This window comes from Streptomyces avidinii (assembly GCF_045161815.1).
Lineage (GTDB): Bacteria > Actinomycetota > Actinomycetes > Streptomycetales > Streptomycetaceae > Streptomyces > Streptomyces avidinii.
On the sequence record NZ_CP108863.1, the window covers coordinates 7,923,474 to 7,940,077 of the forward strand.

At 73.6% G+C, this 16,604-nt stretch carries 15 protein-coding genes; 6 read left to right on the forward strand and 9 right to left on the reverse strand.

Annotated features, from left to right (window positions below; translation table 11 throughout):
• The first annotated feature begins 10 nt into the window (after window positions 1–10).
• Window positions 11–781, forward strand: a complete 771-nt coding sequence (locus OG373_RS35790; RefSeq protein ID WP_405444322.1) for an Asp/Glu racemase — start codon at window positions 11–13, stop codon at window positions 779–781.
• Here OG373_RS35790 and OG373_RS35795 read toward each other — a convergent pair.
• The 5 genes from OG373_RS35795 to OG373_RS35815 all read right to left on the reverse strand — a co-directional run bounded on the left by OG373_RS35795 (window position 754) and on the right by OG373_RS35815 (window position 4,959).
• Window positions 754–1,134 carry a hypothetical protein gene (locus tag OG373_RS35795; RefSeq protein ID WP_405442803.1) on the reverse strand — a complete coding sequence of 127 codons (381 nt, stop codon included), beginning with the start codon at window positions 1,132–1,134 and terminating at the stop codon, window positions 754–756. The two genes, OG373_RS35790 and OG373_RS35795, sit on opposite strands and share 28 nt — an antisense overlap.
• Window positions 1,135–1,194: 60 nt before the next feature.
• On the reverse strand, window positions 1,195–2,250 hold the full coding sequence (locus OG373_RS35800) for a zinc-dependent alcohol dehydrogenase family protein (protein WP_405442804.1): 1,056 nt from the start codon (window positions 2,248–2,250) through the stop codon (window positions 1,195–1,197).
• 64 nt (window positions 2,251–2,314) lie between these two features.
• The gene (locus OG373_RS35805) at window positions 2,315–3,169 is read right to left on the reverse strand and encodes a DMT family transporter (RefSeq protein ID WP_405442806.1); all 855 of its coding nucleotides are present in this window, start codon (window positions 3,167–3,169) and stop codon (window positions 2,315–2,317) included.
• Window positions 3,170–3,226: 57 nt separating this feature from the next.
• Window positions 3,227–4,036, reverse strand: coding sequence for a RimK family alpha-L-glutamate ligase (locus OG373_RS35810; RefSeq protein ID WP_405442808.1), 810 nt, complete (start codon window positions 4,034–4,036; stop codon window positions 3,227–3,229).
• Entirely contained in the window at window positions 4,033–4,959 is a 927-nt protein-coding gene (locus tag OG373_RS35815; RefSeq protein ID WP_405442809.1) for a RimK family alpha-L-glutamate ligase, read from the reverse strand. The genes OG373_RS35810 and OG373_RS35815 overlap by 4 nt, the downstream gene beginning before the upstream one ends.
• Before the next feature lie 247 nt (window positions 4,960–5,206).
• On the opposite strand from OG373_RS35815, the gene OG373_RS35820 reads away from it, so the two are divergent.
• Complete coding sequence (locus tag OG373_RS35820; protein WP_405442811.1) at window positions 5,207–5,938, forward strand: hypothetical protein; 732 nt, start codon at window positions 5,207–5,209, stop codon at window positions 5,936–5,938.
• A gap of 412 nt (window positions 5,939–6,350) precedes the next feature.
• On the opposite strand, the gene OG373_RS35825 is transcribed toward OG373_RS35820, so the two are convergent.
• The 3 genes from OG373_RS35825 to OG373_RS35835 all read right to left on the reverse strand — a co-directional run bounded on the left by OG373_RS35825 (window position 6,351) and on the right by OG373_RS35835 (window position 8,769).
• A complete protein-coding gene (locus OG373_RS35825; RefSeq protein ID WP_405442812.1) occupies window positions 6,351–7,079 on the reverse strand; it encodes an anti-sigma factor family protein in 729 nt (242 codons plus the stop codon).
• On the reverse strand, window positions 7,076–7,687 hold the full coding sequence (locus OG373_RS35830; protein WP_030384524.1) for a sigma-70 family RNA polymerase sigma factor: 612 nt from the start codon (window positions 7,685–7,687) through the stop codon (window positions 7,076–7,078). Before OG373_RS35830 ends, OG373_RS35825 begins: the two co-directional genes overlap by 4 nt.
• 83 nt (window positions 7,688–7,770) lie before the next feature.
• A complete protein-coding gene (locus tag OG373_RS35835) occupies window positions 7,771–8,769 on the reverse strand; it encodes a DUF1996 domain-containing protein (RefSeq protein ID WP_405442813.1) in 999 nt (332 codons plus the stop codon).
• A 110-nt stretch (window positions 8,770–8,879) separates the two neighbouring features.
• Between OG373_RS35835 and OG373_RS35840 the strand changes: the two genes are divergently transcribed.
• Window positions 8,880–9,845: a phosphotransferase family protein gene (locus tag OG373_RS35840; protein WP_405442814.1), complete on the forward strand. Its 966-nt coding sequence runs from the start codon at window positions 8,880–8,882 to the stop codon at window positions 9,843–9,845.
• Window positions 9,846–9,858: 13 nt separating this feature from the next.
• On the opposite strand, the gene OG373_RS35845 is transcribed toward OG373_RS35840, so the two are convergent.
• On the reverse strand, window positions 9,859–10,506 hold the full coding sequence (locus tag OG373_RS35845; RefSeq protein ID WP_405442815.1) for a GNAT family N-acetyltransferase: 648 nt from the start codon (window positions 10,504–10,506) through the stop codon (window positions 9,859–9,861).
• A gap of 201 nt (window positions 10,507–10,707) precedes the next feature.
• On the opposite strand from OG373_RS35845, the gene OG373_RS35850 reads away from it, so the two are divergent.
• From OG373_RS35850 to OG373_RS35860, 3 genes are all read left to right on the forward strand, one after another.
• Window positions 10,708–11,457 (forward strand): DUF1838 family protein, encoded by a 750-nt coding sequence (locus tag OG373_RS35850; RefSeq protein ID WP_405442816.1) that lies wholly within the window; start codon window positions 10,708–10,710, stop codon window positions 11,455–11,457.
• A 389-nt stretch (window positions 11,458–11,846) separates the two neighbouring features.
• Window positions 11,847–13,610: a S8 family peptidase gene (locus OG373_RS35855; RefSeq protein WP_405444324.1), complete on the forward strand. Its 1,764-nt coding sequence runs from the start codon at window positions 11,847–11,849 to the stop codon at window positions 13,608–13,610.
• A 213-nt stretch (window positions 13,611–13,823) separates the two neighbouring features.
• On the forward strand, window positions 13,824–16,592 hold the full coding sequence (locus OG373_RS35860) for an AAA family ATPase (protein WP_405442817.1): 2,769 nt from the start codon (window positions 13,824–13,826) through the stop codon (window positions 16,590–16,592).
• The last annotated feature ends 12 nt before the right edge of the window (window positions 16,593–16,604 follow it).

The following is a 16,604-nucleotide window of genomic DNA, read 5'->3' on the forward strand; positions in this document are numbered from 1 at the left end:
CAACGTCACCATGGAGACCGAGGTCCCGGCCGTCCTCCGGGCCCGCGAGGCCGTCGTGCCCGACGAGCGCTTCACCTTCCACTCCAGCCGGATGCGCATGACCCATGTGACCCCGGAACAGCTCAAGGCCATGGACGCCGACTCCGACCGCTGCGCGGTGGAGCTCTCCGACGCCCGGGTCGACGTCCTGGGCTACGCCTGCCTGGTCGCCATCATGAGCATGGGCCTCGGCTACCACCGCACCTCGGAGCAGCGCCTGCACACCCGGACCGCCGAGAACGGCGCGCCCGCCCCCGTCGTCACCAGCGCCGGCGCCCTCGTCCACGGGCTGCACACCATCGGCGCCCGGAAGATCGTGCTGCTGGCCCCCTACATGCGCCCGCTCACCCGGACCGTCGTCGACTACCTCACGCACGAGGGCATCGAGGTCCTCGACCACCAGGCCCTCGAGATCCCTGACAACCTCGACGTCGCCGCCCACGACCCGGCCCGGCTGCCGGGCCTCGCGCGGGCCCTGGACCACGCCGACGCGGACGCGGTCGTACTCTCGGCCTGCGTGCAGATGCCCTCCCTGGGGGCCATCGAGGAGGCCGAGCAACTCCTCGGCAAGCCGGTGGTGTCGGCGGCGGTCTGCACCGCCCACCAGATGCTCCGCGCCCTGGACCTGGACGCGGTGGCCCCGGGCGCGGGCCACCTGCTGTCGGGCGCGTACGCACGGACACCCCTGCCCGGGCAGCTCCAGGCCGGCGGCGGCTACCGCATGGGCGGCGGCACCGTGTAGTTCGGGATCGACGGGTCCTCCGGGTCGAAGGGCGTCGGCTTCCAGCTCGCCGGCGGCGAGCCGGCGCCCCGGTCGGGGTTCTGCGGGATCTCCGACGGGCCCGCAGGGGTCGGCCCCGGCGCCGGTCCGCCGGTGGCCGAAGGACTCGGCTCCGCGGCCGGGGCGGACGGTGGCGCGGTCGCCGGCTCCGAGGGGGAGGGAGCCGGCGGCCCGGTCGCCGGGCCGGAGCCCGGGGCCGGAGCGCCCGGCTTCCCGGCGTCCGGTCCGTCCACGCCGCCGGAGCAGCCGACCAGCATCAGGGCGCCCGCCAGCGCCACGGTCACGGCGCCCGCCACTCGGTTTCCGGAACGCATGCCCACGGCCCCGCCCGCCCTTCCCGCACAGCCCGTCCATTCGGGTCGGGCGATCGTAGCTCAGCCGCGCGCTGCCGCTCCCGGCAGGATGATCGTGACCCCGCGCCCAGGCGACGTACCCATCGCGGCCAGCGCCGCCGGGGCGGCGTCGAGCGGGATGGTCGAGGTGACCAGCAGGTCCGGCCGCAGCACGCCGCCCCGCACCAGCTCCATCATGGGCGGGTACGCGTGCGCCGCCATCCCGTGGCTCCCGAGGATCTCCAGCTCCCAGCCGATCACCCGGTCCATCGGCAGGGCTGCCGGGCCGGCCGCCGCCGGCAGCAGCCCCACCTGCACGTGCCGCCCCCGCCGGCGCAGCCCGGCCACCGAGGCCGCCGCCGTCGCCGGTGACCCCAGTGCGTCGAGCGAGAGGTGCGCGCCCCCGCCGGTCAACTCCCGCACCGCCCGCACGGTGTCGGTGCCGTCCCGGGCGTCCACGCCGTGCACGGCGCCGAACCTCCGCGCCAGTTCCAGCGCCTCGGGCGCCGTGTCCACGGCGACCACCCGGGCCCCGGCCGCCGCCGCGATCATCACGGCGGACAGCCCCACCCCACCGCAGCCGTACACGGACACCCAGTCGCCCGCCGCCACCCTGCCCTGCGCCACCACCGCCCGGAACGCCGTCGCGAAGCGGCAGCCGAGACCGGCCGCCGTCGCGTACGAGAGCTCCTCGGGGACGGCCACCAGGTTCACGTCGGCGTGGTCCAGGGCCACGTACTCGGCGAAGGACCCCCAGTGGGTGAACCCGGGCTGGGTCTGCCGGGCGCACACCTGGTGGTCGCCGGCCGCGCAGTCGGCGCAGTTGCCGCAGGCGCACACGAACGGCGCCGTGACCCGGTCACCGACCCGCCAGTTCGCGACACCGGACCCCACGGCCTCGACCACACCCGCGAGTTCGTGCCCGGGCACGTGCGGCAGCACGATGTCCGGGTCGTGCCCCATCCAGCCGTGCCAGTCGCTGCGGCACAGCCCGGTGGCCTCCACCCGCACCACCACTCCGCCCGCGGGCGGAGCCGGCTCCGCCACGTCCCTGACCTCGGCCCGCTCGCCGTACCGTTCGAAGACCACCGCTCGCACGGCTCCCACCCTCCGCTCGACCGACCGGCACGCTACCGGGCCGTGTCCGTCTCCCGGGGGCGGTTCACGGCGCGCCCTCCCCGGCCCGGGCCAGGGCCAGCACCCCCGCGCAGATCAGGGCGATGCCCAGCAGCTGCGGGAGCAGCCACCAGTTCGACCGCAGGTGTTCCTCGTACAGGACCACGCCCAGCGCGACGCTGATGCTCGCGTCGCCCAGGGTCAGCGCGGGCTGCGAGGCGACCAGCGGCCCGCCCTGCATCGCGTGTTCGAGCAGCAGCAGGGCGCAGATGCCGCTCGCTCCGAAGGCGTACGTCTCCCACGTGGTCAGGAAGGCGACGAAGCCGCTGTCGTCGAGGACGTGCACCGCCGACTTCATCAGGGCGGCCGTCAGCGCGTAGCAGACGGCCGTGGCGGCGCCGAGACAGCCGGCCCGCGCGCGGCCGGGCGGGCGGCGCAGCCCGGCGACGGCCAGGGCCGCGACGGCGACCGCGCACGCCGCCAGGGCCACCACCCAGCGCTCGGCCGGGACGTCCGTACGGTTGCCCGCGGGCGAGGCGGCCACCAGCGCGATCCCGAGCCCCGCCACCACCCCCGCCACGGCCAGCCACAGCGCCCCCGGCAGCCGCTGCCGCGTCACCAGCGAGGCGATCAGCAGCGCGAGCGGCAGCTCCAGCACGAACAGCGGCTGTACGAGGGCCAGCGCGCCCGTGGCCAGGGCCACGGCCTGCCCGGCTCCGGCCGCGATGACGGCCAGGATGCCGCCGATCCACAGCGGGCGTCGTAGCAGATCGAGCACCAGCCCGAAGCGGAAGCCGTCGCTCTGCGGCACGGTGAGCGCGGCCCGCCGCTGGAGCACCGTGGCGAGCGCGTTGCTGAACGCCGCGAACAGCGCGAAGAGGACCGGCAGGACGACGCCCATGGCCCGATCCTCGGGGGGCCCGCCGCCCGTCCGCGCCGCGACACCGGGCCGGGGCCCTCACACCCCGCGCGTTCCCCCGTCCGGACCTGCGCGGCGCAGGGCGAGCGCCGCGAGGGCCTCGGGGGCGCCCGCCTGGCCCCGGATTCCGGGGAAGGCGTTGATGTCCACGATCAGCGGTGTCCCGCCCCCGGTGTCGATGATGTCCACGCCGTAGACGTCCAGCGCGAACACCGCGCCCACCTCGCGCACCAGGTCGGCCCATCCGGAGGGCAGCTCGGCCACGGCCAGGGACCGGGTCGGGCCACGGCCCCCGGGGGAGAGCTCGGAGCGGCGCAGGGCCGAGAAGACCTCGTCCCCTATCGCCCACAGTTTGTGGTCCCAGCCGCTGTTGGGCGCGTACTCCTGCACCACCACCGGCTCGTGCGGCCACTCCCGCGCCAACTGCCGCAGGCGCGCCATGTCGTCGACGCGGGCCACCAGGTCGCCCCGGCGGCTGCGCCGGCTCTTGACGACCACGGGGCCGTCGAGCCGGGCTCCGGCCGCCCACGCCGAGAAGGCCCCGGGGGTACGGGTGGCGGCGAAGGGCAGGCCGGCCCGCAGCGCGAGCTCCGCCATCTCCGTACGGTCCTGGCACAGCGCGGTGGCCGCAGCGGAGTTCACCACGGCCGCCCCGCGCCGCTCCAGGTCCCGCGCGAGCTCCAGCGCCTGCGGGGTCCGCGACTTCAGCAGGTACACCTCGGCGAGCGGCGCCGCCGCCCCGGGCGCGGCCGGGTCGACGGCTTCGACCGTGTGCTCCGGGGCGAGCAGCGCGGTGGTGTCCGCGAGCAGCGGGTGCCCGGGCTCCGGGGTGATCAGGCCGATCCTCACGCGCCGTCGCTCCCCACGGCCGAGACCTGCGCCGGGACCGACAGGGGAAGTGCCGCGTACGGTGGCGGCGCGGGCGAGGGCACCGTCGCGGTCGCCGGCGGCTGCGCCGAACCGCCCGCCCGCGCCAGCCCCAGGACCGCACGGGCCACCCGCGCCGCCGCGTCCGGCACCTGACGGAAGCTCGGGAAGTCGTTCACGTCGACGACCACCGGACCGTCCGGGCCCAGCAGCACGTCCACGCCGTACAGGTCGAGTCCGTAGACCGCCCCCACCTGGGCGGCGATCGCCGCCACTTCGGCCGACAGCGGCACGCGGCGCTCCCGCACCGAGGGGTCCGGGTGCAACGGGGAACACCGCTCGGTCGCGAACAGCTCCCCGCCGACCCCGTACACCTTGATGTCCGTACCCGAATTGGGGACGTAGGGCTGGGCGATGAGCAGGCCCTCGCCCGCGAGCACGGGCAGCAAGGACTCCAGCCGCTCCGGCGACGGCACCAGGTGCACGGCCCGCCCGGAGCTGCCGTCGGCGGGCTTGACGACGAGCGGGTACTCCGCCGCCGGGATCTCCCGGAGCAGCTCGGGGAGGGCCACCGCGTACGTCGGCGGCAGCGGGAGCCCCCGGCCGCGCCCGATGGCGGCGGCCAGCGCCTTGTCCCGTACGCCCCGGATCGACCGGGCGTCGTTGACGGTGGTCATCCCGGCCGCGGCCGCCGCCTCCAGCAGCGTCAGACCCGGACCGCCGGACACCGTCTTGAGCACCCAGGCGTCGTGCGCACCCGCGTCCACCACCTCGGTCATGCGCAGCAGCGAGCCACCGGGCCGCACCACGTCCACCTGGTGCCCCCACGCGGTCAGCTGCCCGATCACCTCGTTCGGCATGCCGTCGTGGCGGTAGTGCTCCTCCACCAGGAAGCAGAGCCTCATGGACCTTCCCCATATTCCCCGGACGTCCGCCGATACCGTCCGGCGAGTTGTGACGTCACAGGATGTCATGGACCGCAATGTGATGATCGGTCCGCGTGTGGGCTTCCTTGTGGGCTTCGTTTCCGGGCTTCGTTTCCGGGCTCTGCGCTTCGGACCACCGGGTGCGGCCCGGGGTCCGCCGTACGGGCGGGCGCAGGTGCCGGAAAATCCGGTGAATCATCGGACAATCGGCTGCTAGGTTGACCGCGTGCCGAAGCTGAATCAGATCATCGCAGTGGAAAAGGGCGTCAAGTCCAAGTCCCTCCAGGAGCTCACGCAGGCTCACCACGACGTCCAGAAGCCCGCCCTCCTGGCCGGTATCTCCCGGGCCTACCAGCCCAAGGACGAGGAGGGCGAGCAACTGCCGCCCGAGTCCACCCGGGTGCAGATCAAGGCCGAGGACGTGCTGCGGGCGACGGCCGGAACGCTCACGCGGCTGTTCGACGTGACGGCGACCAAGGACTGGGCCAACCGCACCGCGGCCGCCGATGTCGTCGTGGACGGGACGGTCCTGCTGGCGCAGGTGCCCGTGCCGTATCTGCTCTTCCTGGAGAAGCAGCTCACGGACATGCACACCTTCGTACGGAAGCTGCCGGTGCTGGACGCCTCCGAGTCCTGGAACCTGGACCCGTCCACGGACTCCTGGAAGACGGACCCGGTGCGCACCATCCGCACCAAGAAGGTGCCGCGCAACCACGTGAAGGCCGAAGCCACCGAGAAGCACCCGGCGCAGGTCGAGGTGTACTACGAGGACGTTCCGGTCGGCTACTGGACGACCGTGAAGTTCTCCGGTGCGCTCCCCGCCCGGCGGGTCAACGAGCTGCTCGACCGCGTGGAGAAGCTCCAGCAGGCCGTCAAGTTCGCCCGCGAGGAGGCCAACAGCGCCGAGGTCACCGACCAGCGGGTCGGGGACGCGGTGTTCGGCTACCTGTTCAGGTAGCCCCGAAGACTCCCTCTGTATGTCTGCAGGGGGTGCGCGAGAGCGCAAGCTGAAACTGATGTTGAAGCTGAACAGGGGTGTCAGTTGGGGGTTCGAATCCCTCCCCCGGCATTACGTGCCGGGGTGGCCCAAGCCGGTAGAGGCGGCCCCGTTAATCTCAGATTCTCGCTCCAGTCTCAGTATTCGCCGCCGAACACCGGATCGACCGAGCGTGGACGATCATCGATGGATGGGGGTTCAAGTCCCCTCTGCGCCTCTCCTCGTGGCGCGGTAGTTCAAAGGCAGAACACGTCGATCTAAGAATGATCCGCGACTCTTAAACGTGCCGGTGTGCGCAATTGGGTGGCAAGCAGGAGCCCGGGAGCTGGATATGCTCCCGGGCTCCGTCACGTTCCGGCCGGACCGGTTCCGGTCAGACGGGCACCGGTACGGACACGAACGTCCTGCCCGACTCGTTCTCGACCAGGATCGCCCTGACGTCCGCAGGGTCCACGGCCGCCGATCCGTCCAGTGCCGCGCCCTTGGCCTCGCCGTTCTGGCTGCCCGTGACCCAGCCGGCGGCGGTGGTGCGCGTACCGTTCTTGGAGACGACGACCAGCCGGCACCGCTCGCCCGGCGGCACGCCCGTGACCGCCGCATGCACCCGCACCCACTTGGTGGCGGGCGTCATCTGTACGGTCATCCGCGCACCCGTGACCTTGTCGGTCCCGGAGAGCACCTTGGTCCCGGCGGGCGGCGGCGAAGGATCCGCCGTGGCCGTCGGGGAGGGCGGCACAGGCAGTGCGACGGCACCCGAATCACCCGTACCCAGCTGGGTGCCGGCCCAGAACACGGCGGCCAGCGAGGCCGCCACGGCCAGCCCCGTCAGCCCGGCGCGCCGGCGCCGGTCACCCGCCTGTTCACCGCGCATCTGCCGCAGGGTGCGCTGGAGCAGCAGGTCCCCGCCCTGTGGCGGACCGTCGAGGAACGCCTCTTCGGGCACCTCGCCCAGTGCCGCCTCCATCTCGCGCAACGCGGCCACCTCCTCCCGGCACTGCACGCACCCGCTCGTGTGTTCCTCGATCCGGCGGATCTCCTCGGCGTCCAGGACGCCGAGTACGTAGGGGCCGAGCAGTTCCTCCTCGTGCCGCTGCCGGTTCATGCCACCACCTCACGCAGTCCGGCGGGCTGCTGGGGCGGCCTGCCCGATCGTTTTCCTTCTCTGGAACCGATGTCCCTGAAGCCGTCGCTCTTGAAGACGTCGCGCAGCGCCTTGAGGGCGTAGTGCGAACGCGATTTGACCGTGCCCGCCGGAATGCCGAGGCTGTCGGCCGCCTCCGCGACACTGAGCTGCCGGTAGTACAACTCCTTCAGTACGTCGCGGTGTTCCGGCGACAGCTGGTCGAGGGCCCCCAGGACCGTCATGCTGTCCACCACCGAATCGGCGTGGTCCGCCTCCACCGGGGGAGCGGACGAGGCGCCGGACACCTCCGCGGGCCGGGCGGCCTTGGCCCGGTAGCGGTCGGTGATGATGTTGCGGGCCACCGTGAGCAGCCAGCCGCGTACCGAGCCCTTTCCGTTCACCAGCACCTCGGAGTGCCGCCAGGCCCGGATGAGCGTCTCCTGGACGACATCCTCGGCGGCGGCCCGGTCTCCGGTGAGCCGGGTGGCGTACGCGAGCAGGGCGTGACCGTGCTCCTCGTACACCGACTTGATCAGTGCCTCATCGGTCGAGCCCCGCCGAGTGCGGGGCCACAGTGGTCCGGCCATCTCACCCTCTCCGTCTTCCTCGCATATGTGGTGCGGTCGGAACACGCCACAGGGACGCATCCGGTTCACGTGACCTGCGTCACTCAGGTCCGGCAGGCGCGGCCCTCGTTGAGGCAGCCGACGACCACGGCCATCTGCCGGTCGGTCATCGCGTTCACGAACATCGCGTGATCGGTCTTCGGGCTGTGCCGCTGTTCCGGGAAGGAGTCGAGCGCCACCTTCAGCCCCGGGGGGACGTCGTAGGCGAGGGAGAGGCGCAGTTCGGGCACCGGGAAGGTGTCCTTCGGGCAGACCCCGTTCGCGGCGGGGAAGCGCAGGTGCGAACGGTGCGTGGCGCCGACGGTGTCGAGGCCGTTCCAGCAGCTCGGGAAGACCAGGGTGCGGGTCACCCGGTCACCCGCGGGACAGCGCGGGTAGCGCGTGGTGGCCCGGTCCGGGGAGCCCGAACACCCCCAGCGGGCCCGCACGTCGGCATCGTCGGCCGCCGTGTACGCGACGGCGTCGCCCGTCATCCCGCGCAGGAAGCGCGGCATCGCCACGACCTTGCTCACCGGATTGCCGCGGTACTCCACCACGACCGAGGCCTCCGGCAGGATCTCGCCGACGTTGCCGTGCCCCGCCGAACCTTCGTGCGGGCGCGCGCCCGGGCGGTCGGGGCGCCGCAGGACGGGCCAGTAGTACGTGGACCGGTCGCCGCCCGTGCAGCTCGTGGCGGCGGCGTCCAGGGACGCCGCGGTCGACATCGCGTTCGTGGAGAGGTTGCCGACGTAGGCGTGCGTGTGGTGGGCGCCGCCCAGCAGGCCGGGCGAGACCACCAGATTGTCTTCGTTGTAGTGGCCCTGCTCGTTGCGGCCGCACTCCACCACCATGGAGCCGGCCGACCCCTCGGGCCCCGGGGCGGGTGCGGCGGCCGGGACGCGCGGAACGTCACGTATATCGACATAGTCGGATGCTGCGGGCCGCCCGGCGGCCGTCCCGGCGTGCGGCCCGGCGGCCCGCGATACTCCCAGTACCGCTGCGATCAGCCCGCTGCCCAGAACCAGGCAGATGACGAGCGTGAGCAGCCGGTGTTCGTTCCACATGGCGGTCACGGTTGCCGGTGGCGCCCCCGTCGTCAACCTGGCATCCGAATGGCGGTCGCCGCAGGGCGGCTAGTGTGCCTGGAAAGGTTCGGGTGAAAGGGGTCGCGGGCATGGGCGCAGGGTTCGACCAGGAGGGCTGGGACGCCAGCCGCTCCTGGGTGGAGAAGGGTTTGCCCGAGGCGGAGCGCATCGACAAGGCGGTGCGGCTGCGCGGTGGCTGGACCTCGCAGATGCGGCGTCTGGACCTCGACGGTGGTCCGGACGGTCGGCGCTCACTCGTCCTGCGGTCCTTCGTCAGGCCCTTCTACCTCCGGCACGCGGAGGGCCTGCTGACCCGGGAGGCGACCGTCCTGCGCCTGCTCGGCGACACGGACGTGCCCGCCGCGGCGCTGGTGGCGGTGGATGCGACGGCGCAGTACTGCGACCACCCCTCCCTGCTGATGTCCCTGCTGCCGGGAACCGTGCGCCTGGACGACCGGGGCGCCGACGACCGCGCCGAACTGCTGGCCCGGCAACTGGTGGGTATCCACCGGCTGCCGGTACCCGCGCATCGACGCCCGCGCACCTACCAGGCCTGGGCCTCTCCCGAGCGGGTGACCCCGCCCGCGGCCACCGGGCGGCCCGGGCTCTGGAGGCGGGCGGTCGACGTCATCCGCCGTGATGCCCCGCCCCATCAGGGGTGTTTCCTGCACCGGGACTTCCATCCCGGGAACGTCCTCTTCACGGGCACCGAGGGGGACCTGCGGATCAGTGGGGTCGTCGACTGGGTGGAGACCTCCTGGGGGCCGGCCGACCTGGACGTGGCGCACTGCTCGACGGCCCTGGCCCTTCTGCACGGCGTACCCGCCGGCATGCGCTTCGCCGACCGCTACGTCGCCGCGGGAGGAACCCTGGCCGAGGACCCCGCCGCCCATCTCTACTGGCGGCTGCTGGACGCGCTGGGCTTCGCCCCGGACGCGGAGAAGGTCGCCGTCCCCTGGCGCGAACTGGGCCGCGTGGACCTGACGGTCGACGTGCTGACCGAGAGGCTGGAGGGATACCTTCAGGCCCTGTTCGAACGGTACGGCTCCCGGTAGCGCCGAGCGGGCGTCAGGGCCCGGGCATGTCCACGCGTACGTCGGCGGCCGGTTGGGGGTCGGTGGCCAGCCGGGCGTGCAGGTGCTCGTCGTGGTACGCCCCGTCGCCGAAGCGGTGAGAGTCGCGCAGGGTGCCTTCGGGGAGGTAGCCGCAGCGGTGGGCCACCCGGCAGGAGGCCTCATTGCCGACCGCGTGGGCGATCTCGATCCGACGGGCGTCCGCCGTGCGGAAGGCCCAGTCGGTGACCGCCGCCGTCGCCCGGGTCGCCACGCCCCGCCCGCGGGCCGCCGGTTGGATCCAGTAGCCGATCATCGCGAGGCCGTCCGCGCGGTCGACCCAGCGCAGGGTCACACTGCCCAGCAGCGTGCCGTCGGTAGCGGTCAGCACGGCGAAGGAGGCGCCGGCGCCGCGGTCCCAGCCCGCGTCCCGGGAGTCCAGCCAAGCCAGCGCCTCGCTGCGGTCGGTTGCCGGGAAGGGGTTCCAGAGGGCGACCATCGGGTCCGCCGCGGCGGCGACCAGGCCGTCCAGCACCGTGTCCGACTCGGCCGCCTCCCGACCCCACGGGCGCAACAGCACATCGCCCAGGTCGAGCGTGGTGCGGACGAAGGCCCGCCGGTCGGCAGGGAGCCGGGGGCCGGTCCGGGGCGCGGAGATGCTCATGGCGTCCTTCCTACCCCGGGCATCGGGTCTGCCGCCAGCCGTTTTCGCCGGCCACAGGCCGGGCTGATCCCGGCGGACCGGAGGTGCCTGATTGCGGCTGCCGGCGGGTCGACGCCCTCCGGGCCGCCGCCGTACCGAGGGGTCCAGGTTGTCCGTGGGGCCGCTTGTCCGGTCGCGCGGCGGCCGGACACAGTGAGCCGTATGACATCAGCGCTGACACCCGCCGAGCTCCTGCACGCATTCGCCCGCACCCGCGCCTCGCTCGACGGCGCCGAGGTCACCTACTGGTGGACCGGGGACGTGCACTCCTGGGCGCCCGGCGAGCCCTACCGGCGCCTCTTCGGCTTCGAAGGGCTCAACGTCGCGCGCCTCGTGGCGGACGAGGAGACCGGTGGCCACCGGCTCCTGTCCCGGGAGGCCGCGTTCTACCTGGACGCCGGGACCCGGGAGATCCTGGAGACCTGGCAGGACAAGCCGGTGGTCCACGTCTGGAACGATCCGGCCAACCAGAAGTGGCGGCCCTTCCCGGTCCCCGTCACGGAACTCGGCGATCAGGTCTGCTTCAGCCTGGAGATCCCGCTGGCCTACCCCTCGCCCCTGCCGGTCGCGGAGTACCCCGCCCACTCGGCCGACGACACCTACCGCGCCCTGGAGCTCTTCCAGTTCTTCGCGCCCGCGACCGCACTGACCACCGACGCCGCGAGCGTCCCCGCCACGATGTCCTGGACGCGGATGTCCCCGTGGCTGCCCTGGATGGAACAGGGGCAGCGCCCCGGCGGGCTCACCTTCCACTGCCGCGGCCGCAAGCTGGACTCGTACGCGCAGGTCCCGGAGCGCACCCGGGCGTACATCGCCGAACGGCACCCCGAATTCGCCCACGCTCCCGAGAAGTGGAGCGAGCCGAACGAGACCAGCTGGACCTACTTCCGCAGGCTCTTCCCGCCGCAGTAATTTCCCCTGGTCAGCGCCCTGCCGAGGGACCTCCGGGGGGTGCGGCAGGGGGTGGACAAGGGTTTTCCCCGTATCGAGTTCATCCCCGTGTTGCCTACTGTCTGCCCACCGGCGATCTTCCCCCGGCTCTACGGCACACACGCCAACCCCACATGGCGTGAAGGCCGCACCGTCGGGGGGAGAGCCGGGACTGCCGTTGCCCTGCCCCGCCGTTGCGGCTCGGCAACGTGGCGCGCGGCGGCCGGGGCGAGTTCGACCACCTCGCTCCCGGCCCCGCGGCCGCCGGAACCTCCCACACTGCACCGACCGGCCGCTCCGGCCTGCCCGGAACGGCCCGCGAAAGGGAACTCGTGCACGCATCCAGACGTAGGCTCATATCCGTGGTGGCCATGTCCGTCACCCTGCTCGCCGGCTCCGCGACCGCCTCCGTGGCCCTGGCCACCGAGAACCCCGCCGCGGCCCCCGCAGCCACGGTCGCCCCGACCGCGCCGGTCGAGAACCTCATCGTCGGATACAAGTCCTCGGCCACCGAGGCAAGCTCCAACACCGCCGCGGCCGACGACGCCGCAGCCAAGGGCAAGAAGGCCGGCAAGAAGGCGAAGTTCGACCGTCGCCTCGGCACCGGAGCCGCGCTGGTCAACCTCGGGGGGACCGTGGCCCCGGCCGCCGCGGCCGACGTGATGGCCCAGTTCCGTGCCGACCCGGACGTCGCCTACGTGGAGCCGGACACCCGCGCCTACGCCCAGGCCGTCACCCCGAACGACACCGAGTACGCCAAGCAGTGGGACCTCTTCGAGGCCACCGCCGGCATGAACGTCCCCGGTGCCTGGGACAAGACCACGGGCTCCGGCGTCACCGTGGCCGTGATCGACACCGGCTACGTCGCCCACTCGGACGTCGCCCCGAACGTCGTCTCCGGCTACGACTTCATCTCCACCGCCTCCGAGGCCCGTGACGGCAACGGCCGCGACAGCAACCCGGCCGACGAGGGCGACTGGAACGCCACCGACGGCGAGTGCGGGGTCGGCTCCAAGGCCAGCACCTCCTCCTGGCACGGCACCCACGTCGCGGGCACCATCGCCGCGGCCACCAACAACTCCAAGGGTGTCGCGGGCATCGCCTACGGCGCGAAGATCCAGCCCGTCCGCGTGCTCGGCAAGTGCGGCGGCTCGACCTCGGACATCGTCGACGCCATCACCTGGGCCTCCGGCGGCTCCGTCGCGGGCATCCCGGCCAACGCCACCCCCGCCAAGGTCATCAACATGAGCCTCGGCGGCCCGGGTGCCTGCGGCACCAGCTACCAGAACGCCATCAACTCCGCCGTCGCCCGCGGTACGACCGTCGTGGTCGCCGCCGGCAACAGCAACGCCAACGCGTCCGGCTACTCGCCCGCCAGCTGCAACAACGTGATCAACGTGGCGTCGACCAACCGTGCCGGCGAGCGCTCGTACTACTCCAACTACGGCACGATCATCGACATCGCCGCCCCGGGCGGTGAGACCCGCCGCGCCACCGACACGCCCGGCACCGTCACCACCCCCGAGAACGCGATCCTCTCCACGCTGAACGCGGGCACCACCACCCCCGGCGCCGAGATCTACAAGCCCTACCAGGGCACCAGCATGGCCGCCCCGCACATCGCGGGTCTCGCCGCCCTGCTGAAGTCGGCGAACACCTCGCTGACCCCGGCCCAGATCGAGACGGCCATCAAGGCCAACTCCCGCCCGCTGCCCGGCACCTGCACCGGTGGCTGCGGCGCCGGTCTCGCCGACGCCGCCGCGACCGTCGCCGCCGTGACCTCGACCCCGCCCACCTCGGGCCGCGAGAACACCACGGACTACACCATCGCGGACAACAGCACCGTGGAGAGCCCGATCACCGTCACCGGTGTCACCGGCAACGCCCCGGCCACCCTCAAGGTGGGCGTGAACATCGTTCACACCTACATCGGTGACCTCAAGGTCGACCTGATCGCCCCGGACGGCAGCGTCTACACCCTGCACAACCGTTCCGGCAGCGGCACCGACAACATCAACCAGGTGTACACCGTGAACGCCTCCTCCGAGGTCGCCAACGGAACCTGGAAGCTGCGGGTCAACGACAACGCCGGTGGCGACACCGGCAAGATCGACTCCTGGAACCTGACCTTCTGATCAGGCACCAACTCGGCCTGACGGCCAGATAGTACGGACCAAGGCAAACCCGCGGACCTGCCGATACACCTCGTATCGGCAGGTCCGACGGGTTTTCCCGGCACGTGACTGATTTCTGCGTCACAATCCGTGTCCACCCACCACTCGACCTCGTATTGTCGCCTCTCACAGGAAGGGCACAGGAGCTGGGGATCGAGAGGCTGGTGGCTGTGCGTGGTGGCGGCGACGGGGCACGCTGACACAAGTGTCGGACACGGGGAACTGATCAAGGCGGTCGACCGCGCGCTGATCGCGCACGGCCGGGCGCTCCTGACCGGACCGGCCGGCGCGGGCAAGACCGAGGTGGTGCGGGCCGTCGCGGCCGCGGCCGAAAAACGCCGTGAGACCGTGCTCTGTCTCGCCCCCGAGGCGGCCGACCAATGGATACCCGAGGCGTCCGCCGCCGCCCTCCTCGCCTCCGTGCCCTGCGGCGCCCTGGAACAGCTCTCCGGCCCCCAGCGCACCGCCATCGCCCTCCTGCGCCGCGAGGCCGACGCCCCCCGGGCCGGCCGCGACCACATCGCCCTGCGCCTCGCCGTCGTCGAGGTACTGCGTACGCTCGCCGCCCGCCACCCCGTCCTGCTCGTCCTCGACAACGCCCAGTGGCTCGACGCCGAGAGCACCGACCTGCTCCGTTTCGCACTGCGCCTCACCCCGCCCCGCGTACGGGTCCTGGTCGCCGAATGCGTCCAGGGCGGGGTCCCGGTGGGCGAACCCCTCTGCGGCCCCGGCGTCCCCGCCATCCGCGTCCCCCCGCTGGGCGCCGACGAGGTCGCCGAACTCCTCCTTCAGCACGGCCTCCCGGCCCGCCTCGCCGGCCGCATCCACCAGGCCAGCGGCGGCAACCCGCGCCTCGCCCTCGCCCTCGGCCACTCCCTCGCCGAAGCCGCCGAGGCCCGGGACTGCAGCGCCCACCACGCCGACACCCTGCCCGTCTCCGGGCAGGCCCGCGAGGTGGCCCGCCGGCTGCTCGCCGCGGCCCCCGCACCGGCCCGCCGCACCCTGCTGCTCGCCGCCCTCGCCACCCGCCCCACCATCTCCCTGCTGCGCCGGGCCGGCCGCCCCGACGCCGAGACGGAGCTGGCCGAGGCGGAACGGGCCGCGCTGGTCAGGGTGGGGGAGGACGGCACCGTGGAGTTCACCGCCGGCGCTCTGCCCACCGCCCTCGCCGCCGACGCCGGCTGGCCCGAACGCGCCGCCGGACACGCGGCCCTGGCCGCCGCCGTCGACGACCCGGTCCAGGCCGTACGCCACCGCGCGCTGGCCGTGGACACCCCCGACCAGTGGCTCGCCACGGAGATCACCGAGGCCGCCGCGGCCTGCCGCCGCCGCGGCCAGCGCGCCCTCGCCGCCGAACTGGGCCTCCTCGCCGCCGAACGCACGCCGTCCTGGCTGGCCGGCGAGGAACTGGCCCGGCTGGTCACGGCCGCCGAGGACGCCGGCTGGGCCGGCCGCGCCGACCTCGCCCGCCGCGCCACCCGGGCCGTCCTGGCCCGCGACGCCTCGCCCGCCGACCGGGTACGCGCCCGGCTCGCCGTGATCGACGCCGCCGGGCAGGCCCTCGGCGCCCTCGACGAGACCTTCGCCCACGCCATGGACGAGGCCGCCGGGGATCCCTCGCTCCAGGCCGCCGTCCAGCTGCGGATCGCCTGGAAGCACAACCTCAGCGACGGGGACCCCGTCCGCTCCCGCGACGCCGCCGCCCGCGCCGGGGCGCTCGCCGCGCTCGGCGGCGACCAGGTCGCCGAGGCCATGGCCCTGACCGTACGGGCGCGCATGGGCCGCATCCTCGGCGACCCGGGCGCCGAGGCGATCCTGGCCGAGGCCCTCGCCCTGCCCGCCCCCGAGGTGCCGCTCGGCATGCGCAACGCCCCCCAGTACCTCGCCGTCCGGCACGCGCTCTTCGACGACGGCCTCGACGACGCCCGCCGCCAGCTGATGGTCCTGTTGCCGGCCGTCCAGCGCACCGGCTCCGCCGAGGACGTCTTCGAGGTGCTGCGCAGCCTCACCGAGGTGGAACTGCGCAGCGGCCGCTGCGAGGCGGCCTCCGCCCACGCCCGCCGGGCCCTGGAGCTCACGATCGACGCGGGCCTCTCACCCGGCCCGGCCTGGTACGTCGCCGCGATGGCCGAGACCATGGGCGGCAGCTTCGCCCGGGCCGAGAGCTACGCCCGGCGCGGCATCCAGGCCTCGCAGGAGGAGCACGACCAGGTCTTCCTCTCCCGCAGCCTGCACGCGCTCGGCCTCGTCGAACTCGCCACGGGAGAGGCGGCGAAGGCCGTCGCCACCCTGCGCCGGGTCGCCGAACTGGAGGCCGCCCAACAGGTGGTGGACCCCTCGATCCTGCGCTGGCACGGGGAGCTCGCCGAGGCCCTGATCGCCGCCGACGCACCGGACGAAGCGGCCCGGCTGCTCGCCTCCGTCCGTACGGTCGCGGTCGGCCTCGGCCGGACCGGGGTCGTCGCGGCCCTCGACCGGGCCCGGGGCCTGTGCCTGTCCGCGCAGGGCGACGCCGACGCGGCCGTGCACCTGCTGGAGACCACCGCCCAGCGCTTCGACGCCCTCCGGCTACCGCTGGAGCGCGGCCGCACGCTGCTCGCCCTGGCCCGGGTGGAGCGCCGCCGACGCCGCCGGGCCCCGGCCCGCGCGGCGCTGCGGGCCGCGGCCGAGGTGTTCGACCGGGCCGGGGCCGCCCCCTGGACGGAGCTCGCCCGGGAACCGGCCCCCGGCGAGGCCGCCGGCGCGCAGCTGCCGGCGGCCGCGACCCTGACCGACGCCGAGACCCGGCTCGCGCTGCTGGTCAGCCAGGGCGCAAGCAACCAGGAGGCCGCGGCGAAGCTGTTCCTCAGCGTCAAGACGGTGGAGGCGCGGCTGACCCGTATCTACCAGAAGCTCGACGTACGGTCCCGGGCCCAGCTGGTCACCGCGCTGCGCACGCGGTGAACGCACCGCCGG

What these genes read in the sequence shown, in the direction of transcription:
- OG373_RS35830 (WP_030384524.1), bottom strand. Translation starts at nt 7,687, where the DNA reads ATGGCCGGACCACTGTGGCCCCGCACTCGGCGGGGCTCGACCGATGAG.
- OG373_RS35840 (WP_405442814.1), top strand. Translation starts at nt 8,880, where the DNA reads ATGGGCGCAGGGTTCGACCAGGAGGGCTGGGACGCCAGCCGCTCCTGG.
- OG373_RS35850 (WP_405442816.1), top strand. Translation starts at nt 10,708, where the DNA reads ATGACATCAGCGCTGACACCCGCCGAGCTCCTGCACGCATTCGCCCGC.
- OG373_RS35855 (WP_405444324.1), top strand. Translation starts at nt 11,847, where the DNA reads ATGTCCGTCACCCTGCTCGCCGGCTCCGCGACCGCCTCCGTGGCCCTG.
- OG373_RS35815 (WP_405442809.1), bottom strand. Translation starts at nt 4,959, where the DNA reads ATGAGGCTCTGCTTCCTGGTGGAGGAGCACTACCGCCACGACGGCATG.
- OG373_RS35835 (WP_405442813.1), bottom strand. Translation starts at nt 8,769, where the DNA reads ATGTGGAACGAACACCGGCTGCTCACGCTCGTCATCTGCCTGGTTCTG.
- OG373_RS35795 (WP_405442803.1), bottom strand. Translation starts at nt 1,134, where the DNA reads ATGCGTTCCGGAAACCGAGTGGCGGGCGCCGTGACCGTGGCGCTGGCG.
- OG373_RS35825 (WP_405442812.1), bottom strand. Translation starts at nt 7,079, where the DNA reads ATGAACCGGCAGCGGCACGAGGAGGAACTGCTCGGCCCCTACGTACTC.
- OG373_RS35790 (WP_405444322.1), top strand. Translation starts at nt 11, where the DNA reads ATGGAGACCGAGGTCCCGGCCGTCCTCCGGGCCCGCGAGGCCGTCGTG.
- OG373_RS35805 (WP_405442806.1), bottom strand. Translation starts at nt 3,169, where the DNA reads ATGGGCGTCGTCCTGCCGGTCCTCTTCGCGCTGTTCGCGGCGTTCAGC.
- OG373_RS35845 (WP_405442815.1), bottom strand. Translation starts at nt 10,506, where the DNA reads ATGAGCATCTCCGCGCCCCGGACCGGCCCCCGGCTCCCTGCCGACCGG.